Here is an 18,602-nt window from a genome sequence, read left to right as displayed (position 1 = left end):
TTCGCCGCTGTCGTCGTGATTCGTGCGTCCACTTCAGTTCCTGCTCTTCGATGAGGCGGTCGGTGGATGTCGGTCTGATTGGGAGATGGCCGTGGCCCGTGTGCAGGGTTCTCTTGCCTGCGTGCTTCACCGTATCCACGGCTCCTGCGTGGTGCGTGGGCGTTGCGGAAAGCAAGCATACAGGCGCGTTCTACGGCACGGCGGCTCCTGCGTGGTGCGTGTGGGTTGCCGTGTCTCCGTGCGTGGCGGGATGGCATGCCGGTGGGTGTCGTCCGTCCGTGGGCGTCCCTGTCCCGTGGCGTGTGCGACACGCCGTTGGGGGTCCGGTTTTGGGCGGTGCGCCCGCCGTCCCGTGGGGTTCCGGTGGTGTTGTCCGGCCGTGCGGGCGGGTTTTGGGTGGGGTTTGCCCGTGTTTGCGACACGCCGGTTGAGGCGTGTGTTCGCAATGGTTTTGGCCCGGTCGGTGTGGGGCGGGGTTGCGTGGGGCGGCCGGGTCGTGTATGTTTATCCCTTGCTGCCGCTCGGCGGGCGGTCCGGGAGGGTTCCTTCCGGGTGCGCGCGGGGCGTGCGGTGGTGGTTTGAGAACTCAAGAGCGTATCTGTACTACTTCTTTATGGTCAAATGATTGCCAGTCCGTCCTACGGCCCGCGCGTTGCGCGGGTGCCGGGAGACCGGTCGAACGGGACGGGGTTTTCGTGCGATGCGCCTTTCCTGATAAGGCGATGTCGATTTTCTTTGTTTTTGAGGGTCATTGTTTGGTTCTCTTCATGAAGGTTTTTTTGTGGAGGGTTCGATTCTGGCTCAGGATGAACGCTGGCGGCGTGCTTAACACATGCAAGTCGAACGGGATCCCGGGGGTTCGCTCCCGGGTGAGAGTGGCGAACGGGTGAGTAATGCGTGACCGACCTGCCCCATACACCGGAATAGCTCCTGGAAACGGGTGGTAATGCCGGATGCTCCGGCCCATCGCATGGTGGGCCGGGAAAGATTTCATCGGTATGGGATGGGGTCGCGTCCTATCAGGTAGTCGGCGGGGTGACGGCCCACCGAGCCTACGACGGGTAGCCGGCCTGAGAGGGCGACCGGCCACATTGGGACTGAGATACGGCCCAGACTCCTACGGGAGGCAGCAGTGGGGAATATTGCACAATGGGCGCAAGCCTGATGCAGCGACGCCGCGTGCGGGATGGAGGCCTTCGGGTTGTAAACCGCTTTTGATCGGGAGCAAGCCGGCTTGTCCGGTGAGTGTACCCTTCGAATAAGCACCGGCTAACTACGTGCCAGCAGCCGCGGTAATACGTAGGGTGCAAGCGTTATCCGGAATTATTGGGCGTAAAGGGCTCGTAGGCGGTTCGTCGCGTCCGGTGTGAAAGCCCATCGCTTAACGGTGGGTCTGCGCCGGGTACGGGCGGGCTGGAGTGCGGTAGGGGAGACTGGAATTCCCGGTGTAACGGTGGAATGTGTAGATATCGGGAAGAACACCAATGGCGAAGGCAGGTCTCTGGGCCGTCACTGACGCTGAGGAGCGAAAGCGTGGGGAGCGAACAGGATTAGATACCCTGGTAGTCCACGCCGTAAACGGTGGATGCTGGATGTGGGGCCCGTTCCACGGGTTCCGTGTCGGAGCTAACGCGTTAAGCATCCCGCCTGGGGAGTACGGCCGCAAGGCTAAAACTCAAAGAAATTGACGGGGGCCCGCACAAGCGGCGGAGCATGCGGATTAATTCGATGCAACGCGAAGAACCTTACCTGGGCTTGACATGTTCCCGACCGATCCGGAGACGGGTCTTCCCTTCGGGGCGGGTTCACAGGTGGTGCATGGTCGTCGTCAGCTCGTGTCGTGAGATGTTGGGTTAAGTCCCGCAACGAGCGCAACCCTCGCCCTGTGTTGCCAGCACGTCGTGGTGGGAACTCACGGGGGACCGCCGGGGTCAACTCGGAGGAAGGTGGGGATGACGTCAGATCATCATGCCCCTTACGTCCAGGGCTTCACGCATGCTACAATGGCCGGTACAGCGGGATGCGACATGGCGACATGGAGCGGATCCCTGAAAACCGGTCTCAGTTCGGATTGGAGTCTGCAACCCGACTCCATGAAGGCGGAGTCGCTAGTAATCGCGGATCAGCAACGCCGCGGTGAATGCGTTCCCGGGCCTTGTACACACCGCCCGTCAAGTCATGAAAGTGGGCAGCACCCGAAGCCGGTGGCCTAACCCCTTTTGGGGGTGGAGCCGTCTAAGGTGAGGCTCGTGATTGGGACTAAGTCGTAACAAGGTAGCCGTACCGGAAGGTGCGGCTGGATCACCTCCTTTCTACGGAGAATTCAGGGCACGGTTCGTGTCCGGTGTGTGCCCCATGCGCGTGGAATGGTTCCACGGTTTCGTGTGGGGATGCTGGTGTGGAAGAGATCGTCTGGCCTGCCGTCCCCCTGCGGGGTGGCGGGGGTGGTATGGGTGTGCTTTTGGGTTCCCGGACCGCCACCCCACAGTCTTGGATTGTGGTGCGGTTCGATGCCCATCATGGGTGGCCTGGACGTCGTTCGGACGTCGGGTGACAGTGGTGGCGCGTGGTGGTTTGAGAACTGGATAGTGGACGCGAGCAAGGGAAACCTGGTGTTTCTCTTTGCTTATCGCGATTTCGCCAAACTCTTCTTTTTCGAGTTTGGTTTCGAGATCGATCGTTTTGTGATCATTTTGAGTGTGATGATTTGTCGTCTGGCGATCCTGCTATCAGGAGACCCGCGGGCGGGGCGATGGCCGTGGTGCCGTTGTGTCGCTTGCAAGGGCGTATGGTGGATGCCTTGGCAGACAGTACCGACGAAGGACGTTTGAGGATGCGATAAGCCTCGGGGAGCCTCCAGCATGGCTTCGATCCGAGGATTTCCGAATGGGGCAACCCGCCGGCCGTCATGGGCCGGCACCGCATTTGTTGCGGGGGGTACGCAGGGAAGTGAAACATCTCAGTACCTGCAGGAAGGGATACTCCGTGAGTAGTGGCGAGCGAAAGCGGATCAGACCAAACCGGCCGCGCGCGATACCCGTCGGGGGTTGCGTGGCCGGGGTTGCGGGAGCGTGTGTCCCGGCCCCGACGGGCCGGGCGGGAGTCATAAAGCGGCTAGCCAGGGGAACAGGCTTGAAGGCCTGGCCGTAGAGGGTGCCAGCCCCGTACCTGGACGCTTGCCGTCTCCCGATCGCGTGTCCCAAGTAGCGCGGGCCTCGTGGAATCCCGCGTGAATCGGCGCCGACCGTGGCGTAAGTCTAAGCATACCTGTCTGACCGATAGCGTACCAGTACCGTGAGGGAAAGGTGAAAAGCACCCCGGGAGGGGAGTGAAAGAGTTCCTGAAACCGTGCGCCTACAATCCGTCGGAGCCCTTTTGTGGGGTGACGGCGTGCCTATCGAAAAATGAGTCTGCGAGTCAGTGGTGCGTGGCGAGGCTAACCCGTGGTGGGGCAGCCGTAGCGAAGGCGAGTCCGAATAGGGCGTTTTTCAGTCGCGTGTCCTGGACCCGAAGCGGGATGATCTAGCCCTGGGCAGGTTGAAGCGCGGGTAAGACCGCGTGGAGGACCGAACCCACCTGGGTTGAAAACCGGGGGGATGACCTGGGGCTAGGGGTGAAAGGCCAATCAAATTCCGTGATAGCTGGTTCTCTCCGAAATGCATTTGGGTGCAGCGTCGGCTTATTGCATCGCGGGGGTAGAGCTACCGGATGCTTGCGGGCCCTTGTGGGGTACCAACAGCAGCCGAACTCCGAATACCGTCGATGTGTATGCCGGCAGTGAGTCGGCGGGGGATAAGCTCCGTCGTCGAGAGGGAGACAGCCCAGACCGTCGTCCAAGGTCCCGAAGCGTGTGCTAAGTGGGAAAGGATGTGGGGCCGCATAGACAGCCAGGAGGTTGGCTCAGAAGCAGCCATCCTTGAAAGAGTGCGTAACAGCTCACTGGTCTAGTGGTCCCGCGCCGACAATGTAGCGGGGCTCAAGCACACCACCGAAGACGCGGCGGCACGCGTTTGCGCGTGCCGGGTAGGAGAGCGTCCCCTGAGGGGCGAAGCGGCCGGGTGACCGTGCCGTGGACTTCAGGGGAGTGAGAATGCAGACATGAGTAGCGGAAGACGGGTGAGGATCCCGTCCGCCGGATGACCAAGGGTTCCGGGGCCACGTTCGTCGTCCCCGGGTGAGTCGGGTCCTAAGGCGAGGCCGACAGGCGTAGTCGAATGGATGAACGGGTGGATATTCCCGTACCGGCAGCGAACCGACAGGACCGAGACGGTGGGTGCCGACCTCCGGGTTTCCGGGCGTGCGTTCCTTCGGGGGCGCGTGCCGGGGTTCCCGTTGGGGGCGCAGCCGCAGTAGGTGAGCGCAGGGGTGACACGGAATGGGAGCCGGCCGCGGAGGTGGTTTTCCGTGGTCAAGCACGCAGCGCGCATCATAGGCAAATCCGTGGTGCATGGGCGCGAGGTGCGATGATGGGGCCCGTTGCGGGCCGATATCCGGTGGTCCAGGCCGTCGAGAAAAGCCTCGGCGTCAGGCGCGTTGCCGCCCGTACCCCAAACCGACACTGGTGGTCAGGTAGAGAATACCAAGGCGATCGAGCGAATCCTGGTCAAGGAACTCGGCAAACCGCTCCCGTGCCTTCGGCATAAGGGAGACCCCCGCGGGTGAACGGACATGCTCCGGGAGCGTGTGGGGGTGGCACAGACCAGGGGGTAGCGACTGTTTACCAAAAACACAGGTGCATGCGAAGGCGTAAGCCGCTGTATATGCACTGACGCCTGCCCGGTGCCGGAAGGTTAAGAGGATCCGTCAGCCCCCTTGGGGGTGAAGCGGTGAATTCAAGCCCCGGTAAACGGCGGTGGTAACTATAACCATCCTAAGGTAGCGAAATTCCTTGTCGGGTAAGTTCCGACCTGCACGAATGGCGTAACGACTTCCCCGCTGTCTCGACCAGGAGCTCGGCGAAATTGCAGTACGAGTAAAGATGCTCGTTAAGCGCAGAAGGACGAAAAGACCCCGGGACCTTTACTATACCTTGGTATTGGCGTCAGTCGCGGATTGTGTAGCATAGGCGGGAGGCTTCGAAGCGCGGGCGCCAGCCCGTGTGGAGCCGCAAGGTGAAATACCGCTCTGTTCTCGTTTGACGTCTCACCTCGAACGGTCATCCCGTTCAGGGACAGTGCCTGGCGGGTAGTTTAACTGGGGCGGTTGCCTCCCAAAGAGTAACGGAGGCGCTCAAAGGTCCGCTCAGCCCGGTTGGCAATCGGGTGTCGAGTGCAATCGCACAAGCGGGCTTGACTGCGAGGACGACGGTCCGGGCAGGGACGAAAGTCGGAGATAGTGATCCGGTGCCGGCGCACGGGCGCGGCATCGCTCAACGGATAAAAGGTACCCCGGGGATAACAGGCTGATCATTCCCAAGAGTCCATATCGACGGGATGGTTTGGCACCTCGATGTCGGCTCGTCGCATCCTGGGGCTGGAGCAGGTCCCAAGGGTTCGGCTGTTCGCCGATTAAAGCGGCACGCGAGCTGGGTTCAGAACGTCGTGAGACAGTTTGGTCTCTATCCTCTGCGCTCGTTGGAATCCTGGGGAGGCCTGCCCATAGTACGAGAGGACCTGGGTGGACGAACCTCTGGTTTGCCGGTTGTCGCGCCAGCGGCACGGCCGGTTGGCCACGTTCGGGAGGGATAACCGCTGAAAGCATCTAAGCGGGAAGCCTGCTCCGAGATTAGGATTCCTTACAGTCCTGAACTGTTGTAGCCCGCATGTGGAACACGTGTTTGATAGGCCGGAGGTGGAAGCCCCGCGAGGGGTGGAGCCGACCGGTACTAACGGGCGATGGCGACATAACGTCCCGACCCCTGTGGTTGGGTCGGGTCCGCGTCTTTCCTGCTGCGGGATCGTTCCAGGCGACAATAGCGCCGGAATTGGTCACGAATACGATAAAACGATGGGCTTTGCCTCGCGTCTACTAGCCGGTTCCCAAACCGCCACGGGTTCCAGTCCCGTGCGGGGTTGGAGCGTATGCCGGAACGGTTTCCGTGATGGTTTCCTGTTCCGTTGTTTTTGGTCTTGCGGTGGCCATGGCCCAGGTGTGACGCCCGGTCCCTTTCCGAACCCGGAAGCTAAGGCCTGGCACGGTGATGGTACTGCACCCGGGAGGGTGTGGGAGAGTAACGCGCCGCCGCATCCAACCGTTGGGACCCCTTCCCCGGTCGAGCCTGTCGGGCTCCCGGGGAAGGGGTCCATTTTTTATTCCTGTTCCGTTCCCGTCGTCGTTTTTTCCGTAGACTCCTGCCAGAGGGGCTTCTTGTGGATCCCCCACATCCGTGGGGTCGTGAAAGTGTAGATCCCCTTGAAACTTGGCTGTCCATATCTAATGATTGGTCCCAGTTTCCATTTATGGAAGGTTATATTATACACTAAAAGTTTGAACCTACCGCCGACATAATAGGGGAGTGCATTGTGAGTGCTCAGTGGAAGCCAATACCGGTCATTGACCTATTCGCCGGTCCTGGCGGTTTGGGCGAGGGATTCAGCACCATTCTCGATGAAAACGGGAAACCTGTTTTCAAGGTGGTCATGTCGGTCGAGATGGAGAGGACCGCGCACGCGACCTTGCGGCTTCGCTCTTTCGCACGATCCATCATGAAGAACGGTCTACTGCCCGATGAGTATATCGCCTATATCTCCTCCCCAACCAAAGAGAATATGCAGACGCTCCGGGACGTATATCCGGATGAATGGAAAGCGGCCGACATCGAAGCGGTGCAGGGTAAATTGGTCGTGGACGACGATACATACGTCACAATGGCCCAGCAAAGGCTCGAGAAGCACTACGCGGAATACGACGTAAAGGATTTCGTATTGATCGGCGGCCCTCCATGCCAAGCGTATTCCCTCGCCGGCAGAGCAAGGCGTACGCATCAAAAGGATGATTTGGAACGAGATGAGAAGCAGACCCTATATAAGTGCTATCTCAGATTTATCGAGAAGTTGCGTCCAGCCGCCTTCGCGATGGAGAACGTGAAGGGACTACTATCCGCGCGTAACTATGGACAAGGCGTCTTTGGCCATATCCGTGAGGATATGCAGGATAAAAAGTATACGCTTCATTCGTTGGTGACAAACGAACCCGGTAATCCTCACGACTACATCGTCCATGCCGATGAATATGGGATTCCCCAAGCTCGGCACAGGGTCATCCTTCTGGGTACGCGGAACGATATTGAGCATCCGGTGCCCAAGATCCTGCGGAAGAGGGAGAAAGTGACTGTGGGACAGGTTCTCGGGAACATGCCCGCCCTCCGTAGCGGGTTCTCCGCGAGGGCCCATGCGGATATGGATTGGGCCGATTACATTTCGACCGCAGCGGAAAGACTCCTTCGGACCCCTGAGGGCAGTGTGCTCTCGGCGGAGTTGGGGGACATCGTGGCCGCGAGACGGCTGCCTCAATCGCAGTCAGGCGCCCATGTGAGGGAAAACGAACCCGGTAATCCGTTGTTCGCTTGGTACCGCTGCCATCTTGGGAAAAACAGGATCCTTCCGGAGGACACGTCGAGAAACCATATGAGCTCCGATCTGGACCGTTATCTTTTCTGTGCCGCGTTCGCCAAACACAATGGCTATTGCGCGAAGCTCTACAATTTCCCGAAAGCACTGCTCCCAAATCACCGGAACGTCCAAGGCGTGCTGGAGGGGAAGGAGATAGTCTTTCCGGACCGTTTCCATGTGCAGCTGGCAAACCATCCCTCGACGACGGTGACATCACATATAGCCAAGGACGGACACTATTTCATCCATCCCGATCCGAGGCAGTGCCGTAGCCTGACAGTCAGGGAGGCAGCACGATTGCAGACTTTCCCCGACGATTACTTTTTCGAGGGAAACCGGACCGACCAGTACCGCCAAGTCGGCAACGCGGTGCCTCCGCTGCTCGCTCAGCAGATAGCGGTCATCATCGCGGACTGGATGGACAGGCCCGCGCGCGCGTTCCTCCGATAACCGTGCTCACGCTCGCGGCGCGAACACGGACCTTGGGAAACCGTTCCTGACTATTCTTTCCCGCAGCTGCCACAGGGAATCTATTTCCTGGTCGGAAAGGGAACCTCCACGGCTGAGCTTCGCGAGCTCAGCCATCGTATCGTCGGATATCAGGTAATGACTCCTGCCCCAGTCGATGATGGTGCTCCAATTCTGTTCCGGAATAGCCAGAAGGAATTCGCGGTGGGTCATCCTGTGGACGTCGGACGATGGGGAGACGCCTTGTCCGTCGGTAGGTCCTTCGTCGTTCCTTCCGGACAGGGAGCTTAAAGGGAAACCTGCCTTGACGCACAAGGAGATAAGATAGTTGAGCGAATTCACGTTGATGGAGTCGTCACGTCCGTCCATCAAAGCCCTGAGTGAGGCTTCTGATTTGGGACTCAGGAACGCCTTTCCGGAGGCGAAGTCGTAAAGACGGCGACAGGATTCGGCGGTCAGCTTCCTCCAATCATGAATGAGCTCCTCATCGACAGTCGTCTGGCTGTCGTTCATGGCTCCATGCCGCGGCGTGACTATGTCGGAAGTTGTGGACGGATTCGTCTTTCTCCGGCTCGCGTGCCTCGGTTTTTCTACCGCGAGTTCGACCGGGTCGGCATCTAAGCAGGACGGGTGCTTCTTCAGATTGGCCCAGCATTGGTCCTTTTTCGCCCATTCGGACACGTTCTGGACCGGACGTCGCGGATCATTGAGCACTTTGCTCGCCTGTTGTCCCGCTTTCATAAGACAGCCCAGCATCTCCGGATCGATGGACTGTCTGCGCCAGATGGCGGAGAAGTCGCATTCAGTTCCCGCACGCTTCAGATCCTGCGAATATTTCGCGACGGCATACTCCGCGATGTTCGACTGATAAGCGCCGAGGAACCAGTCCGTGTGTTTGATATGCTTGTAGACGGTATCGAAGACAATCTTCTTGCATACCAGACGCTTGTAGAAGTCGGCGTCCAAGTTCGAGGCCGCATCATCCTTCTGGGAATTAACGAATTTGGCGAAGCACTTCTGAAGGCCGAGACTTGCGACTTGAGGCTGCTGATCCCAGCACATCAGATATTTGGGGGCCTCCACCATCTTGATGCGCTGCTTGCTCGGATTCGCCCTTTCGAAAGATTTCCGGGCCGTGGTGTCTAATCGGTCGCGTTCGCTCTCGTACTGTCCGCGTGCACGCTCGTAATACCAGTGCGTCTGGATCGCCCCGGGCAAAGGCGGAGTGAGCGTCGCCCGGGAAAGCCTCTCCAGTTTCACCTGGTATTCGCTGTTGGACGAGAAATCCGCTTCCGCTACCTTGTTCTGGCTGTTGGTGAAGCGCGAGATGTACGGGACCAGTTCCCTTGCTACGCTCTCATGCACGACGACGAGCTTCACAGGGACGATGACCCGGGAAAGATCGGTCCTGTCCTTCTGCTCCGTGTAGAAGATGGACGCAGTCGTCTGCCCGCCGTTGACGATCTGCAGGTCGTCGAGCCGGGTGATACATCCCCTTTCGTTGAGCTTGACGCAGGTGGCGGTCGCGGTCAGACCATTGTTGTACGCGACGAATCGGTCCGGATTCTCATTCAATGTCTGGCGGATGCCCTTGTTGACCTTTCCCCTCATCGAAAGGAAGGAGCGGACGTTGGCCTCCATGAGTTTGGAACCGTATTTCCTATACCATTTAGACAGCATGTTTCCGGTGACGAACAGAAGATACGTATCCATGCTCTCGTCGTAGCCAGAGGCCTTGACCGCGGGCAACCCGTTCTCGAGGACTATCGACGTATGCTCGATGAGTCCCGCGCGCGAGGACTCCATCAGACGCCGTATGTCCCAGATGTGGGTCTCCCAGCTGACCTTGTAATCCTCCCCGTCCTTCGTATACCGATCGATCTGGCTTTTGGACGAGTCATCACGGCCCGTGTACTCGCGGTCCGTGATGAAGTACAGGCGGATACGGCTTATTGAGGTCCGATGCTCGTGTATGAACTGGGCGAACTCGAAGGTCTCGCTGCTTTCCTCGGCACGGGCTTGGTAGGTGCCGTTCCATGCCGAGGCGACGAAACGATGCATAGCATTGAAGTACCGCTTGCATTCGTTGCTTTGGATGGTCGGTAACGTGTCATCCTCGTCCAGCGTGAATTTGTCGTCGCAGGCTATGACCACGATGGACTCGTCCATTTCGAACGCATCTTGGTCGTATCCGTCGATGGCGAGGGCTTGGGACGTTCCCATCCTGTAACGGGTGTACGCGGGATGGTACGCGGTTATGGCCTCGCTGTCCCTTAGTATCTCGCAGGTCGTCTCGAAGAAGGCCTCCTGATCGTATATCTCATGGTCTTGGGCCCTCTCCGTCACTTCTCTCCAGAGCTCATGGCGGTATTCTTCAACGGTAAGCATCATTACTCCGAATCTTTGATCTGAAAGACGCCTGTGTGGAGCATGAACGGACGTATTCTGCCGCGGTTGAGACTGTACGTCAGATCCAGCACGTTCTCCGGCACGTCCTTCGCTTCCATGCGTGGGAAATCGGATCTGACAGCGTAGACCGATATCCGGCTGATCTCGAAGGTCGTCTGTGAGACCAAGCCGGAATAAATGCTCAGTCCCAGTTTGCTCAGGCCGTCATCGATATACCCCGTCACCGTGGAGGGATCTGAGGATTGTCCCCTTAGGGCGTCCACAAGCGCCGGGAGAGTCAATCCGTCGGCGTTCTCCTTCATCTCCACGACGATGAGGCTGATGGAGTACCTTGACGTGTCGAGCTGCTCCGGAGAGGATATCCTGATACATTCAGCGGCTGGACGGACAGTCTTGACCTCCCAAGCACTGCCGTCATCCGGGAATATGAAATCTTGGGGTCTCTCATAGGGGCCGGTCCATGACGCGCATATATCCTCTATGCTCTTCCCTGTACGTTCCGAGATTTCGAATATGGAAGCCAACTCCCCGAAAGCTCCACGCAGGATCCTGACGACATCCGCGTCCCTTCCGCTCTTCAGCAGACGCTGCCATTGGTCGACGGTCACGTAGATTTGTCTCAACGCAGCATCTTTCGAAGAGGCCTCGGCGATGCGTTCCGCGAACGCGAGGCAGATCTCCGCGAAGGCATGCACCAGACTCTGATCTTGGAGTATGAACGTCAGCGACCATGCCTCGGAGGGCCCGGCACCGGAACGTTTGCCCACCCGCACGTCGATCGCCTCCATCCTTTTCGGGACCTTCGGGCGGCTGTCCGTCAATAGCATAGCGTAGGGGAGCCCCTCCGCCGTGCATCCAAGGACGACGGGTAGTTGGAGGGATGTATCCAATTCGCGGTTGGTCTGGCCCGGGTACCGCAGTCCCTCCCTCCAGAATGAAATGATTTCGTCAATCCGGTATCTCATCAGTCGTCCTCATCCTGCCCGTAGGCTTCCTCTTGCCTGAGACGCTCGTACTCGTTCCGTTGCGCGACCGTGTTGTATACGTAGACCGCCTTACCCAGTCTATGACTGGTGTCCTTCCTGTCGACCGGGACTATCAGTTTCGCGGCCAGAAGGCCCGGACCGTCCTCGGGAACGAGATTCTGATGCCAGCCTTTGATGCTCTTGACTTGGACACGGTAAAGCAAGAGACTCGGATGGTTGCCGAAATATTCCGTGAGATAATAGTCGCGTTCCGACTTGGATTGATCGTCGATCGTCCCGTCGTATACGAATCTCGCGACCTTGAGCACATCCGTCCTTGATCCGAGGCGCATCCTCTTGTCGTTTATCTGGAAATAGCCTTTGTCCGGGTTGTACGAGCTTTTTCGTACGACCTTCTTCCAAGCGAAATCCAGATCGTCGGGATTCTCCACTTTGCCGCCCTCACCGTTGATGAACGTTACATTCCATGTGATTGATGGATTTTCCTCCATTTGCGTCTTGGCATATCTCTCGACGAGGGAGCTGTCCCACTCGATGTCGCGGTTCGGATAGGTGAAGACGGTGAATCCGAATTTGTCGCCGTACCCCGCCTTGTATCCGGTGAGAAAATCGACGATTGCCTTGGCCGGCACATCAGTGAAGACTTGGGTATGCGCCATGGGAGATTCACCTGAAACGACCCCCGGGGCGTGCAGCCCCCTGAGCAGTTCTTCCAAGGCTCGGTCGTTCCTCTCCAGCTGCTTACCGTCCACGGTTAGCTTGATAGACTCGATGATTTCTCCGGAAAGATCAAATTCTTGGAACTGTTCGCCTTCCTCCGCATTCCTCATTTTCCCGACATTGGTGATGCGCACACCGCGGTTCGGATTCTTCCTGATCGCTAGGCCGAACTGCTTCGGGGTCATTCCCTGGCGCTTCATATGCTGTGCGGATTGCTTCAGCTCCTCGACGATGGAGCACGAGTATCGGTAGTCGAGCACCGACTGCGGAAGCATCCAGATACGCTGCAGCTGCGCGTAATGGGGCCTGTATCCGAACCAGCGGCCCATCTGCAGCAGGGTATCCGACGCAGTCACGCGGCGGTAGAACACGCTGCAGATCAGGCCATCAAGTGTCATACCTCGGGAAAGCTGGTTTCCACCGACGAACAAGGTGCATTCGTTCGAGGATGGATCGTCAAGAACATTGTGTTGGAGACTCCATTCGGCGGCATCGGAATTAACGAGGCGGACGCGCAGTCTGCCGGACAGGACGAATCTGCGGACGCGCGGATAGAACTTCTCCCATGTTTGACCGCCCGTCTGCCAGTTGCATTCGTATTCCCTGACGAAGGCGCAGTGGAGCCTTTCGACCCGTGGGTCGTCCTGCGAATGGAAACGGACGGCCTTCTCCAAGGAGCAGACGTAATCGTAGACCCGGTCGGCGATCTGCCGCTGCACTTCCGTGAAGCGCGACATGTGGATTAGCATCGACTGCCGGCATGCGTCCGCGTTCGGCCGTAGGCAGCACGCGATGACGAAACAGTCGATCGCGTATTTCACCGCTTCGTGCAATCCGGGATCCACGATGTCGAACGTCTTTCTGTGGGTCACGGGAAGCCATGTCTCGAGGTCCTCCTCGTCGAGCTCTTGGACGCAGGGGAAATTCTCGGGCTTCGTATCCATGTCGCCGAACAGCTTCTTCGCGCCGATATATTCGTTCGGGGATTGTAGGATATGGATGAAATCTTGCGGGAACAGGTCCTCTTCGATCTCGTCGTCAATGAAGATGTTCGCGAAGGGCGTTGCCGTCACAGCGACGTACGAGGTACGTGAGCTGATCATGGTGAGTTCGCGTATCAGCCTGTTGATGCGGGTGGGCTCATTATCCACCTTCGCGGAATTGACTGATGCGTAGTCGCTCTCGTCATCGATGACAAGGACAGGCAGATCTGAATCGAATTCAGGATTTTTGAGCCACCTGTTGAATTTTGAGAGGATCGAGGCGTTCTTCTTGATCACGGCGACGTATGGGGTTATTGCACTCCATGTGGGACGGGCCAAGTTCTTGAATGCGCCCTCATAGGCCTTGACGAAATCATTATCGTTCGTCAATGGAGAGGATCTCGGGACGTTCCGCATGGCCAGATATCTGCCAACACCCGCTTGCCTCCCGTTATGGTAGCCGATGAAATCAGTGTCTATTCTCGTCTGGGTCTGCTGACGCAGATTCTCGTTGTCGCTTGTGAGCACGACGATGAGCTTGTACCCGCAATCCGCGGCCTTATGCATGAGAGCGATATAGGTGCGCGTCTTTCCTGACTGCACGTCGCCTAGAATCAGGCCTTTGCGGCGTACGGGGGGGTTGTGTTCGCCGCGGATCGGACAACAGCTCTATGACCTCGTTCGCGGTGTGGTCAAGCGTCGCGTATTCGGAATCCCTATCTTGGATCAAATACTGATAATAGGAAGTCGAACGTGGCGTGTCCCATTTCTCGTCGGCCTGCAGGTCAGGGAACCAAGGCTTCCACACATCGCTTTTGTCAGTGAGAGTAATACCTTCATCAATCTTGAGAATCAATTCCGAACGGAGTTCTCTGAAAGCAGTTTCCAATCCGTCCTCATCATCTCCAAGATGATGAGATTGCGCAATGAGCTCCAACGCACTCCGGATGAGTTCCTCGCTTGGCTCGTCCTCATTGAACACAAGTCCTTTAACGGATCGCTTGACTTTTTTCCATTCTTCAGCGTTGGTCATACGTCACCTCCAGTAGAACATCCTCTCCGTTTTTGCATAACGAGAAAGGCTCTTTGTCTTTGAACGAATCAACAAAATCTTCCGGCGATTGCCCTTTGCATTGACTGCAGAACAGCCACATGTCCCTCGCCATTCCACGGATCTCTTCATCGGCGAGATCGGGTTCCTCGCTGGCTTGGTCGCCGGACAGCCTGGATTGCATATCGTCATAGGGGAAGGCCACTGCGAGTATCTTCATCATTTCGGCGAAATCGCGCCTCTGCTTGTCCGACAGTGCTGCGATGAAGTTCCTGATATAGGGATTGTCCCTGTTAATCTCGTACCGGAACGTTCCCTCTCGGTCGCTGATGACATCCCAGATACGGGCCTCCGGCTGCTCGGAGGTTTTCCGTCCGCGCCATTTCTGGGTCTTCCGGCTGGGAGTCGCAAGTTTGGACACGTATCGTTTCATCGCGTCGCGGATCGCCTTCGGAGGCGTCGCCTGTGATTTCTTGATATCCAATGTCCACTCGGCGTCCATGCTGTTGGGGATATCGACCCTCACGCGGGAAAGCTTCGTCCCGTCCTTGCGTGGCAGCAGACGATACCAGCTGCCCCAGGTGATCAGACGATGCGCGCGGTAGACGTAGAATCCCTGCGTGTCGAATAGGGTGTGTCCCTTCTCGGACGTGAGGCCCAGTAGCCTCCTGTCCTCGGTGGTCAGTTTGTTCTGGTAGGGGAGTGTGTAGCCGCACAACGTCGCTTCCGTTCCGGGTATGCGTTGCAAACGCTGCGGCTGCGTCGCCAAGTTCTCTGTGAGGAAAGGATCCCTTTTCGGCACCGGCATGCCGTTCACAGTCAGTTCTATCTTCGGGGTGCCGTCATCCGGATACGGATAGGTGAAACGATGGAAGACAAGGCCCAGATAATCGGATAGTTCCGACATCGCCTGGTCCATGTCCCGCAGGGAGTCTCCCGCCATCGTTTCCAAGCGGTCGAGGTTCTGCCACAGCACGCATGTCCCGTGCGTGCTGGGCATCAGTTCACGTACTTTCGCGGGAAGCGCGAGATCCGTCTGCCGTTCATCCAGAGCTTCCAATTCCCAATCCCTGACGGCTGCGACGTGATCAAGATCCCATCGGAGCGTCGTCTGACGTCCGTCTTTCACGCTGCACAGCAACAGCGACCTGGCCTGTGACAAGGACGCGGTCTTTAATCCCAAGCCGAATCTGCCCAGATCGTTAGCCTTCCTTTCGCGACTTGGACTGGATCCAGCCAGTTTCATCGCGTTGATGGTCTCGCGCTCGTCCATGCCATCGCCATCATCGATGATGGCGATGTAGGGGTTTTCCCCATAATCGAAATACCGGATGCTGACCCGTTGTGCCCGGGCCGCAATCGAATTGTCGACAATATCGGCCACGGCGGTGTTCAGACTGTACCCAACCGACCTCATGGACTCAAGCAGATTTGGGTCCGGTGTGCATGTAACCCCATTCATAATGCCACCGATCTCTCTCCATTGTTATTGCTGCGGCATATATTCAATAATGACGAGTCTACTGTCAAAAAAAGGGGAAAACGTGCAGCGTTTGTCGAAATTCCTCATTCATATATCGCATGGAGCGGGATAATGATGTTTCCTTGGGCACCTGATGAGGGGACGGAACCCCATGACAAAGCGTGGCAGTGGATGGCGTAATGTTCAAGCTCAACGGTCTTGTACATCGCCGTTCAGGGAAGGTATGTCCACGGCGGCACCCATGTCGTGGGAGGCCGCGGCTGTGACTTTGCCTTGTTTTAAACGAGTGGTGTGTGCGGTCTTCCCTCGTGGTGCCCAGCGCGCAGACTCGGCGGGATTCTTTGCCGACGTCAGGTCCGGACCTCACGTCGAAGTCGGTTGTGCACCATGGCTTCCGTGGTCGGTTGTGGCATAGCCGGTGTCGTTTCTCCGCAACGGTAGTGGCGTCCAGCCCCGGCATGTGTAATGCGAGGAGAATCTTCCCATGTTCCTTCTATGGCGTTCCCGGACAGGCAATGTTCTTGTCAAAGGTCACCAAACCATTCCAAGGAGGCAATCTCGGAACATTGATGATAGGGCAAGAGAATCATTATCAAGCTCGGCAACCAAATCCTGACTTGTTCGGGACTTATTTAACACTATAATGAACCGGACTAATGATGGGTTCTCACAATATCGTTCCCGAGTGATTATTTGATTTTGAATGAGGCGGCGATACGCTATGTCGGAGTCTGTCCTTTTGCTTGTTCGCAATCCCTGAAAAATTGGCTTAACGAAGCCGCAATGCCCGTTAAACATCCGGGAACGATTTCCAAAAGACGGGAAGGCAAGCGCCCTTCTTCCAACGAACGGGGTGCAGTTCAGCCGTATGCCGTTCACGCCTTTCCTTATCGGAATCACTGATTCCTATCGGGTGCGTTCTTCCATGCTTCGAGCTTCATGTGGTTCAGGGCCGTGTTCGGATCATATGTGTCATCCAGGCGCTCCTGATACATGGCGATCAATTCGTCGCGGCGTCCGAGTGCTTCGAGTGCCGCTTCGCGAATCGTCTCCCACTCATAGGGCACAACCTCTTCAGGGAACATGACCGTGCACTGGTTCGGTTTGTCCCGTTGCACCAGATCCACGAAATTCAGCAGGTCCCGCCAACGTTCCGCAGCAATCAGCCGAGCCGCATAAGCGTCGGCGAGGGGTTCCGAAGTGTGATTATCCCATAGGAACCGGTCGGCTTCGTCGGCATCGCCGCTGATGCGCATCAGGTCGTGGCGCAGGAACTGCACGGCATGCTCGAACTGGTTCTGCGCGGTCTCGGCAATCTCCTTTTCCGTCAGCAGCGCCGGGTCGAGCATCGCGAGATTGTTCAGCTCCTCTTCGGAAAGCGGGCCATCCGTGTTGAAAAGGTCCATGTCGGTCTTGAGCTCCGCCAAAGGCGTGCATTCGTCGGAATTACCGAAGTCCTTGGCATCGCGGGATTCCGGACTCATGGTTGTATTTGCGTCCGTGGCGGAGGCGGCGAATGCGCTCATCGTGTCCATCGCACTGTTCAATGCATCGTAGGCGAACATGCGCGTATCGTCCCATTGCGCGAACGACAGGCCGCAGGAGAGCAGCTCCACCATTTGCATGGCGTTGAGACGGAAGTCGTCGTTGCAGGCGACCTGCGTAATCATGCGTAGCGACTGCTCTCCGGTCATCGGATCGGCGTTGCAGGCCACGGCATCCATATATACGCGCACGCTTTGGATGAGATCCTTCAGATAATCGAATCCCTCGTTGTCACGATCCGCGACGTTGCCCACAAAACGGGCCGTCATCTCCACGGCCTTGGCGAGGTTGCCGACCGCATCAAGCCAACGTGTACTTACCACGGCGTTGCCGACCACGGCATCCACACCGGAAAGGGCCTGTGATTCGAGGTGGAAGGTCGGCATGTCCATGCGGGGCATCTCCACGCCGCTATCGGTGCGTTCGGCGGTGGGCACGATGGCGGCGATGGAATCGAAATACCATTGCATGGGCATGCTGATCACGTTATCGGCGTCGGAAAGCTGCGCTACGGGTACGTCATTGCGATTTTCGGCGTCCTTTTGGGAGGCTTCGCGAATCAGATGGTTCCACAGGAACGTCGGACCGTCGAATTCCCCCGTTCGCAGCCAACCATTGTTGACATAGTCGGCAAGAGCCTCGACTTCCTGCCGACGGTTGATGTTGCCGTGTTCGCTCATGCGCCCGTCCCTCCCTTATAGACCAGGCAATGCACTGTACAGGCTACATCATGAGATGGTATGACGCTAGGGAGATCCACGGGGAATCAGGTGTGAAACATCTCGTGAAAACGGCTTCCGTCGCGCTATGATGATATTCCTTCCACCACTGTGCCGCGTTGGTGGATGAGCCGGCGAAACTCAGTACTTGTTGGCGCCGGATCCGACGAAATTGACTTCGAAACCACGATGGTAGTGCAGGAACATGTCCGCGCCATAACGGTCGACCGGGCGGTGCGTGAACAGCATGCGGATGGCGAATGCGGTCTGCACGTCATGCGGCAGGCTCATGAATTCCTTGTGGGCATCCCAGTATGGATTCATGGTGATGGCCGCATCCGGCACGTAGGCGTAGCCGTAGCCGTCTTCGTTCACATAGCCCATGAATGGCAGATCCCATGCGTTATGGTCGGTGAGGGCCTGCTTGAAGTCCTCGACCTGAGCGAGGGCCTCGTCGCTGATGCCGAGGTCCTTGGCGACCTTATTGGCCACGGCGGTTTTGGCGTCGGCGTCCTGCCCGAACATGCCGAGATCCACATTGATGACGATTTTCTCATCTGCCATGATGATGTTCCTTTCGTTGTATGCACAAAATCAACGTTCAGTTCGATGTTCTTTTCGCATATAAAACGAACATCGAAATCCGGTTTGTATGCATTATTTCGGTGGTCGCTCATTGCTTCCGAGA

The 18,602-nt window shown here is 57.6% G+C and carries 8 protein-coding genes and 3 rRNA genes; 4 read left to right on the top strand and 7 right to left on the bottom strand.

The annotated features are described in order from the left end of the window. Nucleotides 1-778: 778 nt before the first annotated feature. The 4 genes from BMOU_RS02605 (at nucleotide 779) to BMOU_RS02590 (ending at nucleotide 8,000) form a co-directional block, all read left to right on the top strand. Nucleotides 779-2,312, top strand: a 16S ribosomal RNA gene (locus tag BMOU_RS02605). Between the two features lie 456 nt (nucleotides 2,313-2,768). Further along, a 23S ribosomal RNA gene (locus tag BMOU_RS02600) occupies nucleotides 2,769-5,847 on the top strand. A gap of 222 nt (nucleotides 5,848-6,069) precedes the next feature. Next, nucleotides 6,070-6,186 (top strand): 5S ribosomal RNA (gene rrf / locus BMOU_RS02595). Together the 16S, 23S and 5S rRNA genes form the textbook arrangement of a ribosomal RNA operon. A gap of 275 nt (nucleotides 6,187-6,461) precedes the next feature. Beyond that, on the top strand, nucleotides 6,462-8,000 hold the full coding sequence (locus tag BMOU_RS02590; RefSeq protein WP_051428864.1) for a DNA cytosine methyltransferase: 1,539 nt from the start codon (nucleotides 6,462-6,464) through the stop codon (nucleotides 7,998-8,000). A 6-nt stretch (nucleotides 8,001-8,006) separates the two neighbouring features. Here the strand turns inward: BMOU_RS02590 and BMOU_RS02585 are convergent, their stop codons facing one another. The 7 genes from BMOU_RS02585 to BMOU_RS02555 form a co-directional block, all read right to left on the bottom strand. Then, nucleotides 8,007-10,406 (bottom strand): AIPR family protein, encoded by a 2,400-nt coding sequence (locus tag BMOU_RS02585; protein WP_034874981.1) that lies wholly within the window; start codon nucleotides 10,404-10,406, stop codon nucleotides 8,007-8,009. 2 nt (nucleotides 10,407-10,408) lie between these two features. Then, on the bottom strand, nucleotides 10,409-11,392 hold the full coding sequence (locus BMOU_RS02580) for a PD-(D/E)XK motif protein (RefSeq protein ID WP_034874621.1): 984 nt from the start codon (nucleotides 11,390-11,392) through the stop codon (nucleotides 10,409-10,411). Further along, nucleotides 11,392-13,719: a Z1 domain-containing protein gene (locus tag BMOU_RS02575; protein ID WP_152535077.1), complete on the bottom strand. Its 2,328-nt coding sequence runs from the start codon at nucleotides 13,717-13,719 to the stop codon at nucleotides 11,392-11,394. Before BMOU_RS02575 ends, BMOU_RS02580 begins: the two co-directional genes overlap by 1 nt. Next, nucleotides 13,676-14,149: a hypothetical protein gene (locus tag BMOU_RS02570; protein ID WP_034874617.1), complete on the bottom strand. Its 474-nt coding sequence runs from the start codon at nucleotides 14,147-14,149 to the stop codon at nucleotides 13,676-13,678. Before BMOU_RS02570 ends, BMOU_RS02575 begins: the two co-directional genes overlap by 44 nt. Then, a complete protein-coding gene (locus BMOU_RS02565) occupies nucleotides 14,136-15,584 on the bottom strand; it encodes an ATP-binding protein (protein WP_051428883.1) in 1,449 nt (482 codons plus the stop codon). The genes BMOU_RS02570 and BMOU_RS02565 overlap by 14 nt, the downstream gene beginning before the upstream one ends. 962 nt (nucleotides 15,585-16,546) lie before the next feature. Then, on the bottom strand, nucleotides 16,547-17,875 hold the full coding sequence (locus tag BMOU_RS02560) for a DUF6880 family protein (RefSeq protein WP_034874613.1): 1,329 nt from the start codon (nucleotides 17,873-17,875) through the stop codon (nucleotides 16,547-16,549). Nucleotides 17,876-18,055: 180 nt separating this feature from the next. After that, nucleotides 18,056-18,478 carry a hypothetical protein gene (locus BMOU_RS02555; protein WP_034874611.1) on the bottom strand — a complete coding sequence of 141 codons (423 nt, stop codon included), beginning with the start codon at nucleotides 18,476-18,478 and terminating at the stop codon, nucleotides 18,056-18,058. Nucleotides 18,479-18,602: the final 124 nt, after the last annotated feature.

The sequence above is a fragment of the Bifidobacterium moukalabense DSM 27321 genome (genome assembly GCF_000522505.1).
Classification (GTDB): domain Bacteria; phylum Actinomycetota; class Actinomycetes; order Actinomycetales; family Bifidobacteriaceae; genus Bifidobacterium; species Bifidobacterium moukalabense.
This window is presented reverse-complemented; position numbering and strand designations above follow the sequence as displayed.

Coding starts and splice junctions, on each gene's coding strand:
- BMOU_RS02580 (WP_034874621.1), bottom strand. CDS start 11,392: ATGAGATACCGGATTGACGAAATCATTTCATTCTGGAGGGAGGGACTG.
- BMOU_RS02585 (WP_034874981.1), bottom strand. CDS start 10,406: ATGCTTACCGTTGAAGAATACCGCCATGAGCTCTGGAGAGAAGTGACG.
- BMOU_RS02565 (WP_051428883.1), bottom strand. CDS start 15,584: ATGAGGTCGGTTGGGTACAGTCTGAACACCGCCGTGGCCGATATTGTC.
- BMOU_RS02570 (WP_034874617.1), bottom strand. CDS start 14,149: ATGACCAACGCTGAAGAATGGAAAAAAGTCAAGCGATCCGTTAAAGGA.
- BMOU_RS02555 (WP_034874611.1), bottom strand. CDS start 18,478: ATGGCAGATGAGAAAATCGTCATCAATGTGGATCTCGGCATGTTCGGG.
- BMOU_RS02560 (WP_034874613.1), bottom strand. CDS start 17,875: ATGAGCGAACACGGCAACATCAACCGTCGGCAGGAAGTCGAGGCTCTT.